Origin of the sequence: Hymenobacter actinosclerus (assembly GCF_900111515.1) — a bacterium.
GTDB classification, from domain to species: domain Bacteria; phylum Bacteroidota; class Bacteroidia; order Cytophagales; family Hymenobacteraceae; genus Hymenobacter; species Hymenobacter actinosclerus.
Genome location: NZ_FOHS01000002.1, coordinates 71,930 through 90,118 on the forward strand (window position 1 = coordinate 71,930; position 18,189 = coordinate 90,118).

Genomic DNA, 18,189 nt, shown 5'->3' on the forward strand with positions numbered 1-18,189 from the left:
GCCCCACTTACTCACCTGCTTATGTCGCGTATTCTGCTGCTGGGTGCCGGCCGTTCGGCTTCCTCGCTTATTCAATACCTGTTGCACCACGCCCCGCGGGAGGGGTGGCAGGTGACCGTGGCCGACGTGCAGCCGGCCCACCTGGCGCCGGTGCTGGCCGCCCACGCCGCGTATGCCCGGGCCGTGCCGTTTGATGTGCACGATGAAAACCGCCTGGAAGAACTGGTAGCCGAAGCCGACGTGGTGGTGTCGATGCTGCCGGCCCTGTTTCATGCGCCGGTAGCGCGGGCCTGCGTGCGGCACGGCCGCCACCTGGCCACGGCCAGCTACGTGAGCGACGAAATCCGGGCGCTGGGGCCCGAAGCCGAAGCGGCGGGCGTTACGCTGCTCATGGAGTGCGGCCTCGACCCCGGCCTCGACCACATGTCGGCCATGCGCGTGCTGGCCGAAATCCGGCAGCAGGGTGGGCGGGTTACCTCGTTCAAGTCGTACTGCGGGGGGCTGCTGGCACCCGAGGCGGAGGCCGGCAACCCCTGGCGCTACAAGTTCACCTGGAACCCGCGCAACGTGGTGCTGGCCGGCCAGGGCACGGCCAAGTTTCTGGAGGCCGGCCGGCTGCGTTTCATTCCGTATCAGCAGCTGTTTACGCGCCTCGAAACCGTGGCCGTGCCCGGCTTCGGTGCGTTTGAGGGTTACGCCAACCGCGACTCGCTCAGTTACCGCGCCCCCTACGCCCTGGAGCACGTGCGCACCATGCTGCGCGGCACCCTGCGCCGGCCGGGCTACTGCGCCGCCTGGCAGCAGCTGGTGCGCCTGGGCCTCACCGACGATGCCGTACAGCTGGGCAACCCCGCCGACCTGACCTGGGCCGAGCTGGTGGCCGCCTACCTGCCGCTGCCCGCGGACCCGCACGAGGCGTTGGCCGCCCGCGTGGCGGCGCACCTGGGCCTGGCGCCCCAATCGGTAGAAATGCAGCAGCTCAGCTGGCTGGGGCTGTTTGATGACGTGCCGGTAGGCCGGGCCGACGCCACGCCGGCCCAGTTGCTGGAAAAGCTGCTCACTGAAAAGTGGGCCCTCTCGCCTACCGACCGCGACATGATTGTGATGCAGCACCAGTTCGAGTACGAGCTCGACGGGCAGCGCCACGGCCGCAATTCGTCGGTAGTGGTGCTGGGCGACGACGCCACCCACACGGCCATGGCCAAAACCGTGGGCCTGCCGCTGGGCATGGCCGTGCGGCGGCTGGCCACCGGGCAGCTTCGGCAGCGCGGCGTGGTTATCCCAACCCTGCCGGAGCTCTACGAACCCATTCTGGACGAGTTGGCCGCATATTACGGCATCGTCTTCGTGGAAGAAGAGCAGGGCGTTCTGGCAGCGCTACAATAAGCAGGCAGTTCAGCAGTTATAGCCTCCTGACAAACCAGACGCCAATGAAGCCGTACCTGCGCCTCCGGGCCCGACTGCTGGGTAGGCAGTTGCGGGAGTTGGGCTGGTGGCGGCTGGTGATGCTGGGTGCCTTTTTGGGGTTGGCGGCGGCCCGGGCCCTGTTCACGGCTGCCGCGCATCCGGCCTTGGGCTGGGCCGTGCCGCTGGCCGTGGCGTTGGTCGTGCTCAGCCTGCACCGCCGCCGGCTCGATTTAGCTTTTCTGCACCTTAGCGCGCCCGAATTCCGGGGCTGGCTGGCGGTGGAGTATGCCCTGGGCAGCCTGCCGGTAGCGCTGGTTTTACTGGGGTGGGGCCGCGTTGGGCCGGCTCTGCTAACGGTGGCTGCTGCGGCCACCGTGGCCCTGGTACCGCCCGCTACGGCTCCGGCCAGCCGGACCCGGCGGCCAACGTGGTTTCGGAGCGTGGCCTTTGAGTGGGTGAGGGTGGGCCACCGGCCGGCGCTGGGGCTGGCGTGGCTGGGGCTGCTGGCAGCGGCCATTGCTACCCGGGCCGGCAGCACCGGCCCGGCGCTGGCGGTGCTGGCCTGGCTGCTGCTCACGCTGGAAACGTACAGCCCGGCCGAACCCTGGAGCTGGCTGCTGCCGGCCCTGCGCACACCGGGCGCGTGGCTGCGGGCTCGGGTAGGGTGGGGGATGCTGTATTTTGGTCTCACGGTGGCCCCGCTGGCGGCCGTGCTGGCCAGCGGAGCAGCCGGGGTGGGCGGTACGGCGCTGGTACTGGGCTGGTGCGCTGTGGTCCTGACGATGGTGGTGCTGGCCAAATACGCGTTCTACCCCCACGCCACGCTGGGCCGCCTCACGCAGGCCGGAGCCGTGCTGGTGGGCCTGTCGGTGCTGGGCAGCAACCCGGCGTATCTGGCGCTGCTGCTGGCCGGCTTTCTGGGCCTGCTGCTGAAAAGCCGAAGCCAACTGGAGCAGTATCGAAAGGAATAGAATTGCCGGTTGCCAGTGGCCAGTTGATAGGGTGTTCTGGCAACTGACTACTGACAACTGACAACTGAATATGTTAGCAATCGAAGGGTTGGGTAAGGATTTTGGCACGCATACCGTGCTCCACCGCATCGACCTGGAGGTGCGGCCGGGCACACTGCATGGGCTGGTGGGGGCCAACGGGGCGGGCAAAACCACGCTGCTGCACTGCCTCTACGGCCTGCACGCCGACTACCGGGGCACGGTGCGCGAAACTGATAGTCGGGCCATCCGCGAATGCACTGGTTTGCTGCCCTACGAGCCCTATTTCTACCCGCGTATCACCGGCCGCGAGTACGTGGAGTTCTGCCTGCAGGCCCGCGGCCGGCCGGTGCCCAGCCTCGCGGGCTGGAACGAGTTGCTGGAACTACCCCTCGACCAGTACGCCGAAGACTATTCGGCCGGCATGAAGAAGAAGCTGGCCCTGCTGACGCTGCTCGTGCAGGAGTTTCGCTACCTCGTACTCGACGAGCCCTTCAACGGCCTCGACTTAAGCGCCAACCTGCTGCTGATGGAAGTGCTGCGCCGTCTGCGCCAGCAGGGCACCGGCATCCTGCTTACCTCGCACCTGCTGGGTTCCCTCACCGAGCTGTGCGACGAAATAACGGTGCTCGCCGAGGGCCGGGTGCTGCGCCACTACCCCGCTACGGACTTCGCCCGCCTGCCCACCGATTTGCTGGGCCAGCTTCACCAGCAAAAGCTTGGAGTACTGGCCTCGCTGCTGCCGCTGGCCTGAGAGCAGCGGATGAAGCAGCAGGGGCAACGGACGGTGCGACTCAGTATTTGCCGCTTACAAGGCCAGGTAGAACGGCCCTAGCTGCTCCCGAAACCAGGCAGTATAGGCCTCCGAATCCGGCTCGTGCAACGGTAACTCGTGCTGCTGCACCGGCCTAAGCTGCCGGCCGAATTCTACGATGTGGCGCAGCGGCTTGCTGGTGGCGCGGTGGCGGAGTATGAGCCGGGTCGTCGGGAACAGGCCCGCCGTGGCCGCCTCGCGCTCGAATTCCTGCATTTCGGGTGGGGGCAGCAGTACCGTCAGGCGGCCGGCGGGCGACAGGAAGCCGGCGGCGAAGCGGGCCAGCTCGGCGAAGCTGAGGGTGTCATCGGCGGCGTGGCGGGCTCTGGTGCGCCGGGCATCGGGCGAGCGGAGGGCGTGGCGGAAGAAGGGCGGGTTACAGATGATATGGTCGAAGGGCCGGGGGCGGGCCGCGGCCAATTGCGCCAAGGGCCGCGCGTGCAGTTGCAGCCGGGCACTCCAGGGGCTGGCCGCAAAATTGGCCGCGGCCTGCGCCGCGGCCGCCTCATCCAGTTCCACGGCTTCGATGGTAGCCGTGGGGTTGCGCTGGGCCGCCATCAGGGCCAGCAGGCCGGTGCCGGTGCCAATATCCAGGATCCGCGCCGCATCTTCCAGGGCGGCCACTGCGCCCAGCACGCAGGCATCAGTGCACACCTTCATGGCGCAGGCCTGCTGCTCGATTCGAAACTGCTTGAACTGGAAGTAGGAATTAGCCATTTTTTCAGTTGCCAGTTGCCAGTTGCCAGTTGTCAGTTGCCAGTTGTCAGGGTTAGGAAAAAGCACGCGAGATTCTTCGCTTCGCTCAGAATGACGTTCCTCCCTAATTCCTAATTCCTAATTCCTAATTCCTAATTCCTAATCCCTAATCCCTAATCCCTAATCCCTACCCCAGCGCCTCGTAGCCGGCATCAATCAGCAGGGGGCCGCGGGTGGCGCTGCGCACGGCCAGCTGGTCGCAACGCTCGTTTTCGGGGTGGCCGTTGTGGCCGCGCACCCAGCGGAACTGCACCGTGCGCTGCTTATAGATTTTGATGAAGCGCCGCCACAAATCCTCGTTGGCTTTTTTACCGAAATCGGCCTTGTTGGCCCAGCCGAACACCCATTTCTTCTCCACCGCATCTACCACGTAGCGCGAATCGGTGACTACCGTGACGGGTAGCTCGGGGCGGTTGATGGCTTCCAGACCCACAATCACGGCCAGCAGCTCCATGCGGTTGTTGGTAGTGAGGCGGAAGCCCTCGGTGAGCTCTTTCTCGTGGGCCCCGAAGCGCAGTAGGGCGCCGTAGCCGCCCGGCCCGGGGTTGCCCCGCGAGGAGCCGTCGGTAAACAGGTAAATCAAGATTTTGAGCTGTTAGCTGAGAGCTGTCAGCTGTTAGCTTTCGTGCCGGATGTCAGCAGTCGGCCAGCCAGGCAGCCGGAAAAGCCGCAAGTTACGGCTCCGCCCCGGATGCGGGCTTAAAAAAGCCAACAGCCAGCAGCTCTCAGCTAACAGCTCAAAGTCTAATCCCCGCTGTCCTTGAGCAGCTGGCGGCGGTAGTTGGCCAGGATGGTGGACTTGAGCAGGAAACCCAGGTAGCGGCCGTCGGTGTCGAGCACAGGCAGGGCCCAGGCATCGAGCTGCTCCATGCGGCGAAGCGTGTCGAGCAGCGCGTCGTCGGGGCGCACGACGGCCAGGGGCTCGTCCATGAGGTCGCGCACGCGGGTGGTGGTGTAGCGCGTATCGTCGAAGAGGGCGTGGCGCACGGCATCGAGGCTGACGACGCCCAGCAGCCGGTCGTCGTCGTCGACTACCGGAAACAGGTTGCGCGAGGCGTGGCGGAAGGTGTGCACCAGCTCGCCCAGCGTATCGTTGGGGTGCACGGGCTGAAAATCGGTCTGCAGCAGGCTCGTTACGTCGAGCAGGGCCAGCAGGCCCCGGTCGCGGTCGTGGTTGACGTACACGCCCTTCTGCACCAGCTTGCGGGTGTACACCGAGTAGGGCTCGAAGTAGCGCGTAATCAGGTAGGAGCCTGAGGTAACCAGCATCAAAGGCACAAACAGGGCGTAGCCGCCCGTTATTTCGGCAATCAGGAAGATGGCGGTGAGCGGGGCGTGCACCACTCCGGCCAGCGTGCCGGCCATGCCCAGCACGATGAAGTGGACTTCTGAAATCGGGTACAGGCCGCTTAAATTGATGAGGCGCGCAAAGATGAAGCCGCACAGCGCCCCGGCAAACAGCGACGAGCCGAACATGCCGCCGTTGCCGCCCGAGCCGATGGTGATAGTGGTAGCCACCACTTTCAGCAGCATACTGCCCGCGGCTACTACCAGCACCAGCCAGGCACTCTGATCTTTGAATACATCGAAAAGCGAGCCGTCGACGAGCTGCTCGGAGTGGCCGCCCAGCAGCAGCTGCACAATGTTGTAGCCTTCGCCATAAAGCGGCGGAAACAGGAACACCAGCCCGCCCAGCGCCAGCCCGCCGAGCACCACCTTCCAGAAAACCCCGGAATAGTAGCTGAACTGCCGGTCGGCCCAGAAGTACACCCGGATCATGTACACCGAGAGCAGGGCCGTGAACAGGGCCAGCATCAGGTACAGCGGCACGGCATCGACGGGCCAGCTGGTGGTGATGAGCACGAAGGGCTGGCCCGCATACAGGGCTTTCGAAACCATTGTGGCCGTGGCCGAGGAAATGAGCAGGGGCACGAAATAGGCCGCCGACAGCTCGGAGAGCAGCACCTCGACGGCGAACAGCACCCCCGCAATGGGCGAGTTGAAGATGGCCGCAATGCCGCCCGCCGCCCCGCAGGCCGTGAGCAGCCGCCGCTGCCGCCGCCCAATGCGCAGCACCCGGGCGGCGTTGGAGCCAATGGCCGCGCCGGTAACCGAAATGGGGGCCTCCAGACCCGCCGAGCCGCCAAACGTCACCGTCAGGAACGACGATACGAGCTGCGAGTACAGCTTGCTGCGCGGCACGATGCTGCCCTGGCGGGCCACGTTGTAAATCACCGGCCCAATGCCCCGACCCAGTTCGCCACCCAGAAAATAGCGCGTGAACAGCACCGTGAGGGCAATGCCGATGATGGGGTAGAGGGAGCTGCTGAACACCTGGTACTGGCTGGGCACCCAGGCATTGAGCAGGCCCTGCGAGTCGTGGACCAGGGTTTTGAGCACCACCGCCGCCAGCCCCGCCAGCAAGCCAATCAGGATGCTGACCAGAATCAGGTAGGCCCGGTCGCTGATGTGGCGTACGCGCCACAGGAGCAGCGGCAGCAGCAGCCGATGGATGGAGTTCTGGGACATAGGCAGCGAGGGTCGCGAAGCGGCCCGGCAGGCAGGAAACTGCAACCTAACGAAAAGCGCGCTCGGTTTGCATATCCGGCCAAGAAGCCCGGCCGCCCGGCCACGTGGCCGGGCCGGGCTAAGCGGGGCATATTTTCGGCATTTACCGGGCTGGCGGGGCTACCCCGCCAGCGCCGGTACCTGGAAGCCGGCCCCGACAAGCTCCTGCTTTACCTCCTGCATCAGCCGGCTCTTCAGCTGCAGCACCCCGCGGCGGTAGTCGTCCGAATCGCCCCAGAAATACACCCGCAGGTCGACGGTGGTGAGGGCGGCCTTTTCCAGGTTCACGTAGGGGGCTTTGGCACCGGTATGCACCTCGGGCACGGTTTTCAGGTAGTTGAGGATGATGTGGGTAGGCTGGTCGGGCGTGGCATCGGCGCCCAGCTCCACGGTCAGCAGGAAGTCGGAGCGCAGGTCGCCGTCGCGGGTGTAGTTGGTAAGCGGTTCCTTGAGCACCATGGAGTTGGGCAGCGAAATATGCTTGCCATCGAAGGAGCGCACCAGGGTGGTGCGCAGGTTCAGGGCTACCACATGGCCCACCAAGTCCTTTATCTGCACCGTATCATCAATATGAAACGGCCGGTTGAAGGCCAGAATGGCACCGGCCAGGAAGTTTTCGGCAATATCCTTGAAGGCGAAGCCCACAATAAACGCCGACACGCCCGCCGCGCCCAGCAAGCTGCCCACCACGCCCGAAAAGCCCAGCACGTTGAGGGCCACCAGCAGCGCAATCAGGCTCAGCACCCACCGGCTGATCTGGGTCAGGAAATCGGCCAGCAGCGGGTCGGCGGAGCGGCGGTGCAGGCGGCGGCTGAACAGGGCGCTGAGCCGGCCGGCCAGGAACAGGCCGATGGCCAGCAGCACCAGGGCAATCAGCAGCTTGGGCACTACAAACAGAAACCGCTCCCAGTAAGCCAGCAGTATTTGGTGGAAGTCCGTGTCCATTCTGAGGGAAGCTAGGAATTAATAGGAAGCTCATGCTGAGCGCATCACCCAGAAGGACGTTTTTTTGGCTTCAAGGTTGGCTAATTAGCCTGTGGGGCCGGCGGGCCGGTTCAGCCAGAGCCCGAATACCAGCCCGCCCAGCGCGTAGGCCAGCACGTCGCGCCAGTCGGCGGTGGCGCGGGCATCCAGGCGGGGCAGCAACCATTCGAACCACAGGCTGAACACCAGCCAGGAACTGAAAATCCAGGAGCGGGGCAGCACGAAAGCCGGCCGGCGAAAGTAGTAGCGCCGCAGCCCCCACAGCTCCAGCGTGAGCAGCAGGGGCAGGGCCAGCGCATCGGCCAGGTGGGCGCGCAGCAGGGCTGGGGGGCGGGGCCAACCCGCTACCAGCGGACTGCCGGTTTTGTAAAGAATCAGCACCAGATAGGTTGCCACGCCCGCCACAAACAGCGGGTGGCGCAGCTCGGCGGGCAGCCAGCGGCTCATCCGGCCACGGCGCTCAGCAGCCACATCATAAAAGCCATAAACGCCCCGAACGCCAGCTGCCCACCCCGGATAATGTACTTGAAAAACCGCAGTGCCGGGCCGTCGTCGGGGTTTATCTGGATGAGCATCAGCCCCTCAGACAAGGGTGCGTCGGCCTGCTGCTGGCGGTGCTCATCGGCCGCGGCCCGCTGGGGCTCCAGTACCTGCCCGCAGTGCTGGCAGCGGTCGGTGGGCCGTTGCTGCCACTCGGTCCAGCGGCCGCAGTGCGGGCACTTTTTGGTGGCGGTAAAGGGGGCGTTGGGGTCGGCAGAATCGGGCATGGCAGGAAAAAAGAAGGGCCGGAAGCAGCGGCCGTTCCCGGCAGGCACTCCCGGCCCTTAACGTAAGCAAGGGGCTTATAGCTCCATAATATCTTCGTTCCAGAGCTCGGGCTCTTCTTCAATGAAGCTTTCCATCATGCGCACGCACTCGTCGAGGTCGAGGATTTCCACTTCCACGCCGTGGCTTTCCAGGAAGGCCTTCGACTCGCCGAAGGTGCGCGACTCGCCCACCACGACTTTCGGGATTTTGAACTGCACAATGGTGCCGGCGCACATAAAGCAGGGCATCAGGGTGGTGTAGAGCACCGTGTCGCGGTAGGTGCGCTGGCGGCCGGCGTTCATCAGGGCATCCATTTCGCCGTGCTTGATGGCGTTGCCCTCCTGCACGCGCTTGTTGCGCCCGCGGCTCACGAGCTGGCCATTACGCACGAGCACCGAGCCAATCGGAATACCGCCTTCCTGGCGGCCCTGGCGCGCTTCGTCAATGGCGGCCTGCATGAATTCGTCCATCGTATGGGGGGTAAAATGAACCACAAAGGTATCTTCGCCAGCCAACAAAGCGGGTACGGCATGAAAAATCAGTTCGAATTGCAATTGCTAACTATCGGCTGGATAGAAAACCTGGAGGAAGAGCTGGACCTGTGCGCGCACGGTAAGGTGCTGGCCCGCATCGGAACTTCCATCGTATCTGATGCCAATGCGCCGACCTGGACAGTAAGCGCCGCGGCGCTGTACTTGTTACGCACGCTTACGCTGAATCATACGCCCGCCGCGCCTGTCTGTGACCAATTGTTGCCATGTTGCGGATTTTCCATGTGGCCCGACCCTAGCCCGGAGGCCGCCGCTACTGCCGACGTATTGATCTGGGGCTGCCCGAACGGCATCGACTGGGCCGTGGAGCACTTTACGGCGGGTGTGCAACTGACCACGCCGGCTGGCGAGCAGGTAATTGTGTCCCACCAAACGTATCAGCAAGCCGTACTGCAGTTCGCCGACGAGGTAGAAGCTTTTTACCAGCGCAGCCAGCCCAAAGCGCGCCCGGCCGACGCCGAAGATGCGGCCGGCTACGAGGCCTTCTGGCGCGAGTGGCACCGGCGCTACCGGCAGTTTAGTTCCTAAGCCCAACGTTGCCTGCACTGGCTTGCTGCAACTGAGGCGCCGCTGCTCTCCCGTAGGTATTATCGAGCGCAAATGCCCCGGTAGGGGCAGTACTGGCACTTATCCAGGTCGTCGGTTTTGCGGATGGGCTCGGCGGGGTCGAGGATGCGGCGCACCAGCTGGCCCAGCAGCTCCTCGCTGTGGCGGCCAAAATCCTGGCCCTCGGCGGTCAGAAAGCTCATGTCGGCCGACATGGGGCCGGCCGTGAGGTTGCGCAGCGAGATAATGGCCGCGTCGGCGGCGGGGCGGCCCTGCTGAGCCAGCAGGAAGCGGTAGAGCCAGAGCTGGCGCACCTTGTCGGCCGCCGGGGTAGCGTCGGTGAGCAGGCGCCCGATGGCCGCGGCGGGGGCTTCGTGGCGCTTGAGCAGCTGCAAGTGGTGCTTTTCCACGAGGCCCGTTTTGTAGTCGACCACCCGCAAGTCGCCGTTGGGCAGCTGGTCGACGCGGTCGGCCAGGCCCAGCAGACTTACGGGCAGCTTCTCGCCGCTTTCCAGGGTTACGTACACAGTGGTTTGCAACGGCTCTTCGAGGCTCTGGATGTGCAGGGGCAGGGCGCCTTCGGTGTCGAGCAGGCTTTCGAGGTAGCGGCGCACGAGCTGCTTGGCCACCTGGCCCAGCACGTGGTTGAGGCCCTCGTCGGCGCGGGCGTGGCGGCCGGCTTCTTCCTTGCGCAGGGCCTTGGCCACCATAATGGGCGCCAGGGCCAGCAAACCCGGAATATCGGCCACCGTAACGGCCGGGGCGCGGGGCGTCTGCTGCTGGGCGAAGGGCTGAAACAGCTCCTCCAGGGCCTCGTGCACGGCCGTGCCAAAACCGTCGGGCCCGAGGGCTTCCTGGACCTCCTCACTTTCCCGAAAACGGGCAATGCGCTGGAAATAGAATTGCAGCGAGCAATTCAGGTACTGATTAAGCGCCGTGGGCGAGAGGCCCTTTTGCAGCAGTGCCCGCAGGGCCAGCAGCATCCCGGCGTCTTTTTCCAAGATTAAATCCGTGCTGATGGCTACCTCACCCCCTAGCCCCCTCTCCTCGGGGAGAGGGGGAACTAGCTCTAGCTTTTCTATACTAGGTTCTGTACCAGAATTAAAAGCTAGTTCTCCCTCTCCGGAGGAGAGGGGGCTAGGGGGTGAGGTGTCGGCGGTAACCGTCAAATCCAGCAGCTCCAGCAGGGGGTTCTGCAGGGCCAAATCGTTTTCGAGCTGGAGCAGGAAGCGGCTTCGCTCGCCGGTGCGGGTGCCCTCGGCGCCGGGCAGGATGTGCAGCAAATCGACCTGGCGGGCGCGCTGGAGCAGGCGCCAGAACTGGTGGGCGGTGGCGGCCTCGTGGTCGGCGTAGGTGGGCAGGCCGAAGGTCGTGAGCACGTCGTAGGGAAACAGGGAGCTGTGGCGCTTGGGGGCCGGCAGCACGTTCTCGTTGCAGCTGAGAATGATAACGTGGTCGAAGTCGAGGGCGCGGGTTTCGAGCAAACCCATCACCTGCACGTCGGCAATCGGTTCGCCCGAAAAAGGCAACCGGGTGTTTCGCATCTGCTCATACAAAAACCGCCTAAAAGAGCGCACCGACAGGCGCTGCTCCCGGCAGTCGAACACCGAGTGCAGGCGCTTGATGAGGGTGTAGAACAGGTACAGGTACTCGGCCTCGATGGCCGAATGCTGGTCCTGGTAGGCCTTTTTGAGCAGGTCGATGAGTGTCTGGCAGGCCGCGATGATATCGTCGCAGTTGTTCCAGGTGGCAAACAGGGCCGTCAGCAGCGGGTGGCCCTGGCCGAGTTCCACCAGTTCCTCGGCCGGCAGCAGCACCGCGTGGCGCTGCACGATGGCCCGGCACACCTTGTCGAGCAGTCCTTTTTCTTCGTCGGTCGTGCTTTCCTGCTTGTCGAGCCAGGTTTGGTAGCGTCGCAGAAACGGGTGCTGCAACAGCTTCGTGACGGCCAGGTGGTGGTAGCGGGGCACGCCGTAACCGGTTTCGGCCGAGCCCTCGCGCACGCCGGTCAGGTGCACCTCAAACAGCAAATCCACGAGGTTGAACAGGGGCGTGCTCTGAAAATTAAGGCCCATCGTGACGTTGTACTCGGGCACCTCGCGCGGGGGCAGGCCGTGCAGGACCGGCAGCAGCAGGGTTTCGTCGGGCAGCACCACGGCTACTTTAGCGGTGGGGTTGGCCTGGCGGGCTTCGGCCAGCAGCTGGCCCGCCACTTTGCCCTGCATCGAGGAGTTGGCCACGCCCACCAGCCGCACCTGGCGCGGCAGCTGGCGCAGCAGCTCGGCCGGCCCGCCGAAGTTGTCCCAGGGCAAATCCAGCCGCTCCTTGTACTGGCGCAGGTGCTGGCCGGCGCGGTTGGGCGAGCCGGGCTCCAGATAGAAGGCGTCGCCGTCGAAAAACACCTCGGCGCGGCCAGCCTTGCGCAGGTGACGGATGAGGCGCTCCTCGGCTTTGGACAAAAAGCCCAGGCCCACGAACACGTGCCGGGGCAGGGCTACGTCGCCTTTTTCGAGCTGCTCGCGCACCCGGCGCTGGGCCAGCCGGTAGGCCAGGCCGGGGTAGGCCAGCCGATCCTGCCGCATGCGCTTTTTGAGGCGGAAGTATACCTTGTCGAGGTCGTCCCAGAAGCGGAAATAGGCCGTGGTGCTGGCCAGGGGCTGGTAGTCGGCCCCCAAATCCCAGCGTTCCAGGGCCTTGGCCTGGCTCAGGTACTCGAACACCTTGCGGGGCGAGGCCAGGTTCTGGTCGAGGCTGGAAAAGTCCTGGAGCAGCAGGGCCGACCAGCCCACGAACTGGTCGAAATCGAGCTGCGGGTCGATGTCCTGCAGAATCTCAAACAGCAGCAGCTGCAGGGCAATGGGCTCCTCGACGCGCACGCCGGCCAGCTCCACCATGTAGTCTTCCATCGAGGCCACCCGCGGGCTCCACACGGCCTGCCCGGCCTCGGCGGCCAAACTCAGCTCGTTCTGCAAATACACCACCGCCCGCCGCGTGGGCACCACCACCACCAGATCCGACAGCTCGCCGGTGGGGCCGTACTGGGCCACCAGTTCGCGGGCTACGCGGGCCAGAAAGGGTGTGGCATCGGGGCCGGTTTGGGGAGCGGCCGGGCGGGGCTTGAAGGCGGGTTTAGCGACCGGTTGGGGTGGGGCAGCGGCAAACAGGGGCAGGTTGGAGAGCGAAGCGGCGGATTCGGATTTCATCGTCAGTAAAGATACCTTGCCTTACGCTTACTTCCCGCCCCGACTGCCCGGTAAATCTGAGAGTGCTTGCTTTTAGGAGACTATGCAATTCGAGGTTCAACAAACCATCATTCCGCCGCCGGTGGTGCCCCCAACTTCTTTTTGGGAAGATGTGCAGGCCGTACCGCTTGTGGTGGGTGTTGCAGCGGCGATAGTAGTGATGGCGATACTGGTGGTGCCCATTCTGCTGGTGGTGGTGGCGTGGGAGAATCGGCTGCGACTGGTCGGGCCTGTGCGGCGGCGGCTGGGTTACCCGCCCTTGCCGGAACCGCCGCCGGTGGCGGCCGAGCAAACCGTGCTGCTGCGCCGCGGGCCGCTGGAGCTGCTGGGCATCGAGCAGCTGGAGCCGGACCGGGAAAAACTGGGGCCGGAGTTTCGGGCCTGGCTTGACCAATGGGAAGAGCTGGCTTCCCAGGAGCAGCACTACCCCGGCCTGCATCGCCTGCAAACCCAGCCCGAAATTGCGGGCCTGCACGGCCAGCTCGTCAGCGACTTAGCCCGCGAGTGGCCCGGGGGCATGTTTCTGCAGTTCGTGGAGCCCCGACCCGGCCAGACGCCCGCGAGCACCACCTGGCTCGCGTACCTGGAATTCGCTACGTTGCGCTGGGAGCGGGTGGCCGAAACGCACGGCTACTACCTGCTGCCCCAGCACCTGGAATCCGGATTAGCGTTCAACCCCGAGCTATTCAGAGGCGTCGATAGCCTGGGGGCTGAACTTGTGTTGCGGGTGCAGGCCGGGCCGGGCGAGTATTAAGCAGAAAACCTGTTCAACCACAACCCTTCTTTCCTATGAAAAACGTACTGCTTGCCCTACTGCCGCTGGTATTGGCTGCCCCGCTGGCCCAGGCCCAGCGCCGGCTGCCGCTCTACTCGGGCGTCATCCCCAACGCCACGCCCAGCGCCGTGCAGGAAATCACCGAAAAAGCATCCGACGGCTCCGAGCGGGTGCGGCAGGTGGTGCAGCCCGAGCTGGTGGTGTACCGCGCCCCGCTTGATAAGGCCAACGGCACGGCCGTCATTATTTGCCCCGGCGGAGGCTACGAGTCACTGTCGATGGGCAAGGAAGGCTACCAGGTGGCCGAGCGGCTCAACGAGCTGGGCGTTACGGCCTTCGTGCTCAAGTACCGCCTGCCCAACGACGCCGCCCAGCCCGACAAAACCCAGGCCCCCCTGCTCGATGCCCAGCAGGCCGTGCGGCTGGTGCGTCAGCAGGCCGCCCAGTTCAACGTGCAGCCCACCCGGATTGGCCTGCTGGGCTTTTCGGCTGGCGGGCACCTGGCGGCCTCGGCTGGCACCCACTTCGCCCAGCCGCTGGGGCCCAATCCAGGCACCACCTCCGTGCGCCCCGATTTTCTGGTGCTCGTTTATCCGGTTATCACTATGGCCGACAGCCTCACCCACGCCGGCTCGCGCACCCGGCTGCTGGGCGCCACGCCATCGGCCGAGCAGGTGAAGCTGTATTCCGGCGAGTTGCAGGTGTCGGCCCAAACGCCGCCTACCTTTTTGGTGCACGCCCAGGATGATAAATCGGTGCCGGTACAGAACAGCCTGCTCTTTTACCAGGCATGCCTGCATCACGCCGTGCCCGCCGAAATGCACCTGTATCCCAAAGGCGGCCACGGTTTCGGCCTGCGCAACGCCACCACCAAAGACGACTGGATGGAGCGCCTGCACAACTGGCTGGACGCCAACGGCTGGCTGACGCGGTGAGATGGTGAGTTGGTGAGATAGTGAGTTGATGTTTAGCCGGCGCGGGTGGTGCGGGGGCGGGCGGTAGGGGCCAGGCGCCACCGGAACCCCGGCCGGCAAGGGCGCGTAGGTTTCAGGAAGGAAAGCACTGGCTGGTTTTGGGCCGGCGCTTTTCCTTTTGACTTTTCCCCCTTTGACTTAAAACCATGAACCCCACCCAACTCAGCCACGAACTGCGCGAGGGCCAGAGCCCCGACATGACCCGCCGCCGCTGGATAATCGGCCTCTCGCTGGTCGGCGTGGCCGCCGGTCAAATCGTGAGCCTCTACCAGACCGGCATCATCCACCACCTGCCCGACCCGCCCATCGGCCCCTTCAACTCCGACAAAGTAGACGCCTCCGACTACGCTTACAAGCGCGTCGACACGCCCGATGCGCTGCCCATGATTGTAACGTATGGCCTCACCGCCGCCCTGGCCGGCGCCGGCGGCCTGAAGCGCGCCACCGACAAGCCCCTGCTACCCGTGGCCATGGGCGCCAAGGTGCTCTTCGACGTGCTGAACACCGTGAAGCTGGGCCAGGAAGAATGGCAGGAAAACAAAGCCCTGTGCTTCTACTGCCAGGTCGCCACCGTGGCCTCCTTCGCCTCGCTGGCCCTGGCCGTCCCCGAGGCGCTAAAGGGGCTGAAGAAGCTGCTGGGCAAGGGATAATTGGGGCAGAAAACGACCTGTCATTCTGAAGAACGGTCATTCAGAATGACCGTTCTTTATTCACCCATTCACCCATTCACCCATTCACCCATTCACCCATTCACCGCCTCACTCATTCACCGAGTCGCTCGCCGGCGCCAGGTAGCTGGCCAGGGCGCGGGTGGCCAGGGCCAGGCTGATGAGCGTGAGGCCGGCGGCCAGCAGGAAGGGCGCGCCGGGGAAATACACCGGGGCCTCGGGGCGGGTGAAGTAGCGGAACAGGCTCGTCATCAGCACCGGCCCCACGATGGAGGTGAGGCTGACCAGGCTGGTGAGGGCCCCTTGCAGTTCGCCCTGCTCGTTGGCCGGCACCTGCCCCGAAATAATGCCCTGCAAGGCCGGCCCGGCAATACCGCCCAGGCAGTAGGGCACCAGAAAGGCGAACATCATCCAGCCCTGACTGGCAAACGCGAACAGCACGAAGCCCACCGCGTACAGCAGCATGCCGAAGAAAATAGCCCGCTTGGGCCCCAGCGCCGGGTTGATGCGCCGGATAAGCACGCCCTGCACCAAGGCCACCAGCAAGCCCACCGTGGCCAGCGAGTAGCCCACCAAATCCTCAGTCCAGCTGAATTTCTCGATAACGTAGTAGGTCCAGGTGGTTTGGGTGGCGTGGGCGGCCACGTAGATGCAGAGCAGCGAGGCCACCAGCCCCAGAATAACGGGGTAGCGGGCCAGCAGCCGTAGGCTGCCCACGGGGTTGGCCCGGCTCCAGGCAAAGGGCCGCCGCCGCTCCACGGGCAACGACTCGGGCAGCACGAAGTAGCCGTACACCACATTGAGCAGCGTGAGGCCCGCGGCGGCCAGAAACGGCAGCTGGTGGCTGTACTTGCCCAGCACCCCGCCCAGCAGCGGCCCCACAATGAACCCCAACCCGAAGGCCGCCCCAATCAGCCCGAAGTTCTGGGCCCGCTTTTCGGGCGTCGATACATCGGCAATGTAAGCCGAGGCCGTGGTGACGCTGGCCCCGGTGATGCCCGCCACGGCCCGGCCCACAAACAGCCAGCCGATGGTGGGCGCAAAGGCCAGAAACAGGTAATCGATGCCGAAGCCGAGCAGCGAAAACAGCAGCACCGGCCGCCGCCCAAACTGGTCGGAGAGGTTGCCCAGCACGGGCGAAAACAGGAACTGCATGGCCGCGTAGGCAAACACCAGCCAGCCGCCCACCTGCGCCGCCTCGCTCACCGAGCCGCCCGTCAGGTGCTGAATGAGCTTCGGAATGACGGGGATGATGATGCCGATGCCCGTCACGTCGAGCAGCAGGGTGATGAAAATGAAGGTGAGGGCCGAACGGGGCGCGGGCGTAGCAGTGGGTTCCATGGGGCAGCGGGCAAGCGGGCCGCAAAGCTACAAGGTTAGCGGCCCGCTTGCCCGGCGCCAATGAATCGGAGGAATATCGAAAGATTCAGGTTTTTCTTCGTTCTTCGCGCCGCCGTTGATGGTACATTTCTACGCAACCATTGCCTAAAACCAGTACATGCTGTTTTTCTACGGAACCGGCTCCTCCCGCCTGCTTACTGCGCCCCTGCTCACTACCAGCTGCACGCACTGCGGCACCACGGGCCAGCTCAGCGCCACCGTTTTCTCCCGCTACGCCAGCCTGTTCTGGACCCCGATTTTTCCGTTCAGCAAACTAAGCGTCACCGTTTGCGGCCATTGCCAGCAGACGATTGCCAGGCTCAAGCAGATGCCCGAAGGCTACCGCCCGCCGGTGCAGCAGCTGCAGCAGCAGGCGCGCTACCCCATCAGCAATTTCGCGGTGCTCATTCTGTTTGGCCTGGCGCTGGCCTTCATTTTCGGCGTCGGCTGGTTTAGCGACCCCACGCCAGCTACCGCCCTATCAGCCGCCGAGCAGCCGGTAGTGGAAACCGACGTAATGGAAGGGGCCCGCTACAAAACCATTGGCATGACGGATGAGGACACCTACGCGCTAGCCGAAGTCACCCGCCTCACGGCCGATACCGTGTACTTCAAAACCACCGGCCTGCTGCGTAGCCCACTCACGGCGGCCAGCGCCACGGTGGCGCTGCGCGATTCCGTCCCTGCCGGGGTGCCCATCAGCAAATACCCCCGCAACCTGTGGCACTTTCTGGTGCAGGGCGAAGGCCGGTTTCGGCGTATCAATTAAACGTTTTCCTTCCATTCAATTCTTTTACCCCTTTCCCTTTCTGTATGCGAACCTGTTTACCCAAACTGCTGCTGGCCTCCGGCCTGCTGCTCGGCACCGGCCTTAGTGCCCAGGCCCAGCTCAAGCTCAACACCAAAACCATTGGCGCGGGCCTGAAAGCCGCCAAAGCTGCCACCGTTTCCGATGCCGAGGTAATCGAGCACACCAGGGAGTACGTGAAGTGGAGCGACGAAAACAACCCCGTTGCGCCCGCCAACTCGCCCTACGCCCAGCGCCTGAAGAAAATCGTGGCCGGCCTCGATACCTACGACGGCATGAGCATGAACTACAAGGTGTATCTGGTGAAGGACGTGAATGCCTTTGCCTGCGCCGATGGCAGCGTGCGGGTGTTTGCCGGCCTCATGGACCTGATGAGCGACCAGGAAATTCTGGGCGTCATCGGCCACGAAATCGGCCACGTGAAGCACAAGGATTCCAAGGACGCCATGCGCACGGCCCTGATGGCCTCGGCCCTCAAGGAAGGCGCCAGCTCGCAGGGCGGCGCCGCCGGCGCCCTGAGCGACTCCCAGCTCGGCGACCTGGGCCAGGCCATTGCCAACGCCTCGTTTTCGCGCGCCCAGGAAAGCAGCGCCGACGCCTACGGCTACGACCTGCTCAAGGCTCAAAAAGTGAATCCCTGGTACATGGCCACCGCTTTCGGCAAGCTCAACGACCTCTCGGGCGGCGCCAAAGCCAGCAAAGGTGCCCAGCTCTTTTCCTCGCACCCCGACAGCGAGAAGCGCATGACCATCGTGATGGAGAAGGCCCAGAAAGACGGTTTCGCCAAGCCAACGAAGTAAGCTGATAACGTAAGGTACTGTCATCCTGAGCTTGCGAAGGACCTATACAGAAGGCATAGTTTGATGTTAGCCTCCGTATAGGTCCTTCGTCCTCGCTTGATGCGCGACATGCTCAGGATG

General features: G+C 64.5%; 18 protein-coding genes. 9 read left to right on the plus strand and 9 right to left on the minus strand.

Features of this window, described 5'->3' with window-relative positions; genetic code table 11:
* The first annotated feature begins 21 nt into the window (after positions 1-21).
* The 3 genes from BMY67_RS06690 (at position 22) to BMY67_RS06700 (ending at position 3,150) form a co-directional block, all read left to right on the plus strand.
* Complete coding sequence (locus BMY67_RS06690; RefSeq protein ID WP_092769789.1) at positions 22-1,386, plus strand: saccharopine dehydrogenase family protein; 1,365 nt, start codon at positions 22-24, stop codon at positions 1,384-1,386.
* Positions 1,387-1,430: 44 nt separating this feature from the next.
* Complete coding sequence (locus BMY67_RS06695; RefSeq protein ID WP_092769791.1) at positions 1,431-2,378, plus strand: hypothetical protein; 948 nt, start codon at positions 1,431-1,433, stop codon at positions 2,376-2,378.
* 70 nt (positions 2,379-2,448) lie between these two features.
* Positions 2,449-3,150, plus strand: coding sequence for an ATP-binding cassette domain-containing protein (locus tag BMY67_RS06700; protein WP_092769793.1), 702 nt, complete (start codon positions 2,449-2,451; stop codon positions 3,148-3,150).
* 54 nt (positions 3,151-3,204) lie between these two features.
* On the opposite strand, the gene BMY67_RS06705 is transcribed toward BMY67_RS06700, so the two are convergent.
* The 7 genes from BMY67_RS06705 to BMY67_RS06735 form a co-directional block, all read right to left on the minus strand.
* A complete protein-coding gene (locus BMY67_RS06705; RefSeq protein WP_092769795.1) occupies positions 3,205-3,927 on the minus strand; it encodes a tRNA1(Val) (adenine(37)-N6)-methyltransferase in 723 nt (240 codons plus the stop codon).
* 166 nt (positions 3,928-4,093) lie between these two features.
* The gene (gene rnhA / locus BMY67_RS06710; protein ID WP_092769797.1) at positions 4,094-4,549 is read right to left on the minus strand and encodes a ribonuclease HI; all 456 of its coding nucleotides are present in this window, start codon (positions 4,547-4,549) and stop codon (positions 4,094-4,096) included.
* Between the two features lie 161 nt (positions 4,550-4,710).
* The gene (locus BMY67_RS06715) at positions 4,711-6,495 is read right to left on the minus strand and encodes a chloride channel protein (RefSeq protein WP_092769799.1); all 1,785 of its coding nucleotides are present in this window, start codon (positions 6,493-6,495) and stop codon (positions 4,711-4,713) included.
* A gap of 159 nt (positions 6,496-6,654) precedes the next feature.
* Positions 6,655-7,479, minus strand: coding sequence for a mechanosensitive ion channel family protein (locus tag BMY67_RS06720; RefSeq protein WP_092769801.1), 825 nt, complete (start codon positions 7,477-7,479; stop codon positions 6,655-6,657).
* A gap of 84 nt (positions 7,480-7,563) precedes the next feature.
* Complete coding sequence (locus BMY67_RS06725; protein ID WP_092769803.1) at positions 7,564-7,965, minus strand: hypothetical protein; 402 nt, start codon at positions 7,963-7,965, stop codon at positions 7,564-7,566.
* Positions 7,962-8,285 carry a hypothetical protein gene (locus tag BMY67_RS06730; RefSeq protein WP_092769805.1) on the minus strand — a complete coding sequence of 108 codons (324 nt, stop codon included), beginning with the start codon at positions 8,283-8,285 and terminating at the stop codon, positions 7,962-7,964. The genes BMY67_RS06725 and BMY67_RS06730 overlap by 4 nt, the downstream gene beginning before the upstream one ends.
* Before the next feature lie 75 nt (positions 8,286-8,360).
* Positions 8,361-8,795 (minus strand): nucleoside deaminase, encoded by a 435-nt coding sequence (locus BMY67_RS06735; RefSeq protein ID WP_092771589.1) that lies wholly within the window; start codon positions 8,793-8,795, stop codon positions 8,361-8,363.
* A gap of 60 nt (positions 8,796-8,855) precedes the next feature.
* Between BMY67_RS06735 and BMY67_RS18855 the strand changes: the two genes are divergently transcribed.
* Positions 8,856-9,404: a hypothetical protein gene (locus BMY67_RS18855; RefSeq protein WP_143069722.1), complete on the plus strand. Its 549-nt coding sequence runs from the start codon at positions 8,856-8,858 to the stop codon at positions 9,402-9,404.
* A gap of 59 nt (positions 9,405-9,463) precedes the next feature.
* Here BMY67_RS18855 and BMY67_RS06745 read toward each other — a convergent pair whose 3' ends face one another.
* The gene (locus tag BMY67_RS06745; RefSeq protein ID WP_092769809.1) at positions 9,464-12,625 is read right to left on the minus strand and encodes a PD-(D/E)XK nuclease family protein; all 3,162 of its coding nucleotides are present in this window, start codon (positions 12,623-12,625) and stop codon (positions 9,464-9,466) included.
* 82 nt (positions 12,626-12,707) lie between these two features.
* On the opposite strand from BMY67_RS06745, the gene BMY67_RS06750 reads away from it, so the two are divergent.
* The 3 genes from BMY67_RS06750 to BMY67_RS06760 all read left to right on the plus strand — a co-directional run bounded on the left by BMY67_RS06750 (position 12,708) and on the right by BMY67_RS06760 (position 15,063).
* Positions 12,708-13,418 (plus strand): hypothetical protein, encoded by a 711-nt coding sequence (locus BMY67_RS06750; protein WP_092769811.1) that lies wholly within the window; start codon positions 12,708-12,710, stop codon positions 13,416-13,418.
* 35 nt (positions 13,419-13,453) lie between these two features.
* Positions 13,454-14,374 carry an alpha/beta hydrolase gene (locus tag BMY67_RS06755; RefSeq protein WP_092769813.1) on the plus strand — a complete coding sequence of 307 codons (921 nt, stop codon included), beginning with the start codon at positions 13,454-13,456 and terminating at the stop codon, positions 14,372-14,374.
* A gap of 185 nt (positions 14,375-14,559) precedes the next feature.
* Complete coding sequence (locus tag BMY67_RS06760) at positions 14,560-15,063, plus strand: vitamin K epoxide reductase family protein (RefSeq protein WP_092769815.1); 504 nt, start codon at positions 14,560-14,562, stop codon at positions 15,061-15,063.
* A gap of 108 nt (positions 15,064-15,171) precedes the next feature.
* Here BMY67_RS06760 and BMY67_RS06765 read toward each other — a convergent pair whose 3' ends face one another.
* The gene (locus BMY67_RS06765; RefSeq protein WP_092769817.1) at positions 15,172-16,422 is read right to left on the minus strand and encodes a TCR/Tet family MFS transporter; all 1,251 of its coding nucleotides are present in this window, start codon (positions 16,420-16,422) and stop codon (positions 15,172-15,174) included.
* A gap of 157 nt (positions 16,423-16,579) precedes the next feature.
* Between BMY67_RS06765 and BMY67_RS06770 the strand changes: the two genes are divergently transcribed.
* Entirely contained in the window at positions 16,580-17,230 is a 651-nt protein-coding gene (locus BMY67_RS06770; RefSeq protein WP_092769819.1) for a hypothetical protein, read from the plus strand.
* Positions 17,231-17,274: 44 nt separating this feature from the next.
* Positions 17,275-18,069, plus strand: a complete 795-nt coding sequence (locus BMY67_RS06775) for a M48 family metallopeptidase (RefSeq protein WP_092769821.1) — start codon at positions 17,275-17,277, stop codon at positions 18,067-18,069.
* Positions 18,070-18,189: the final 120 nt, after the last annotated feature.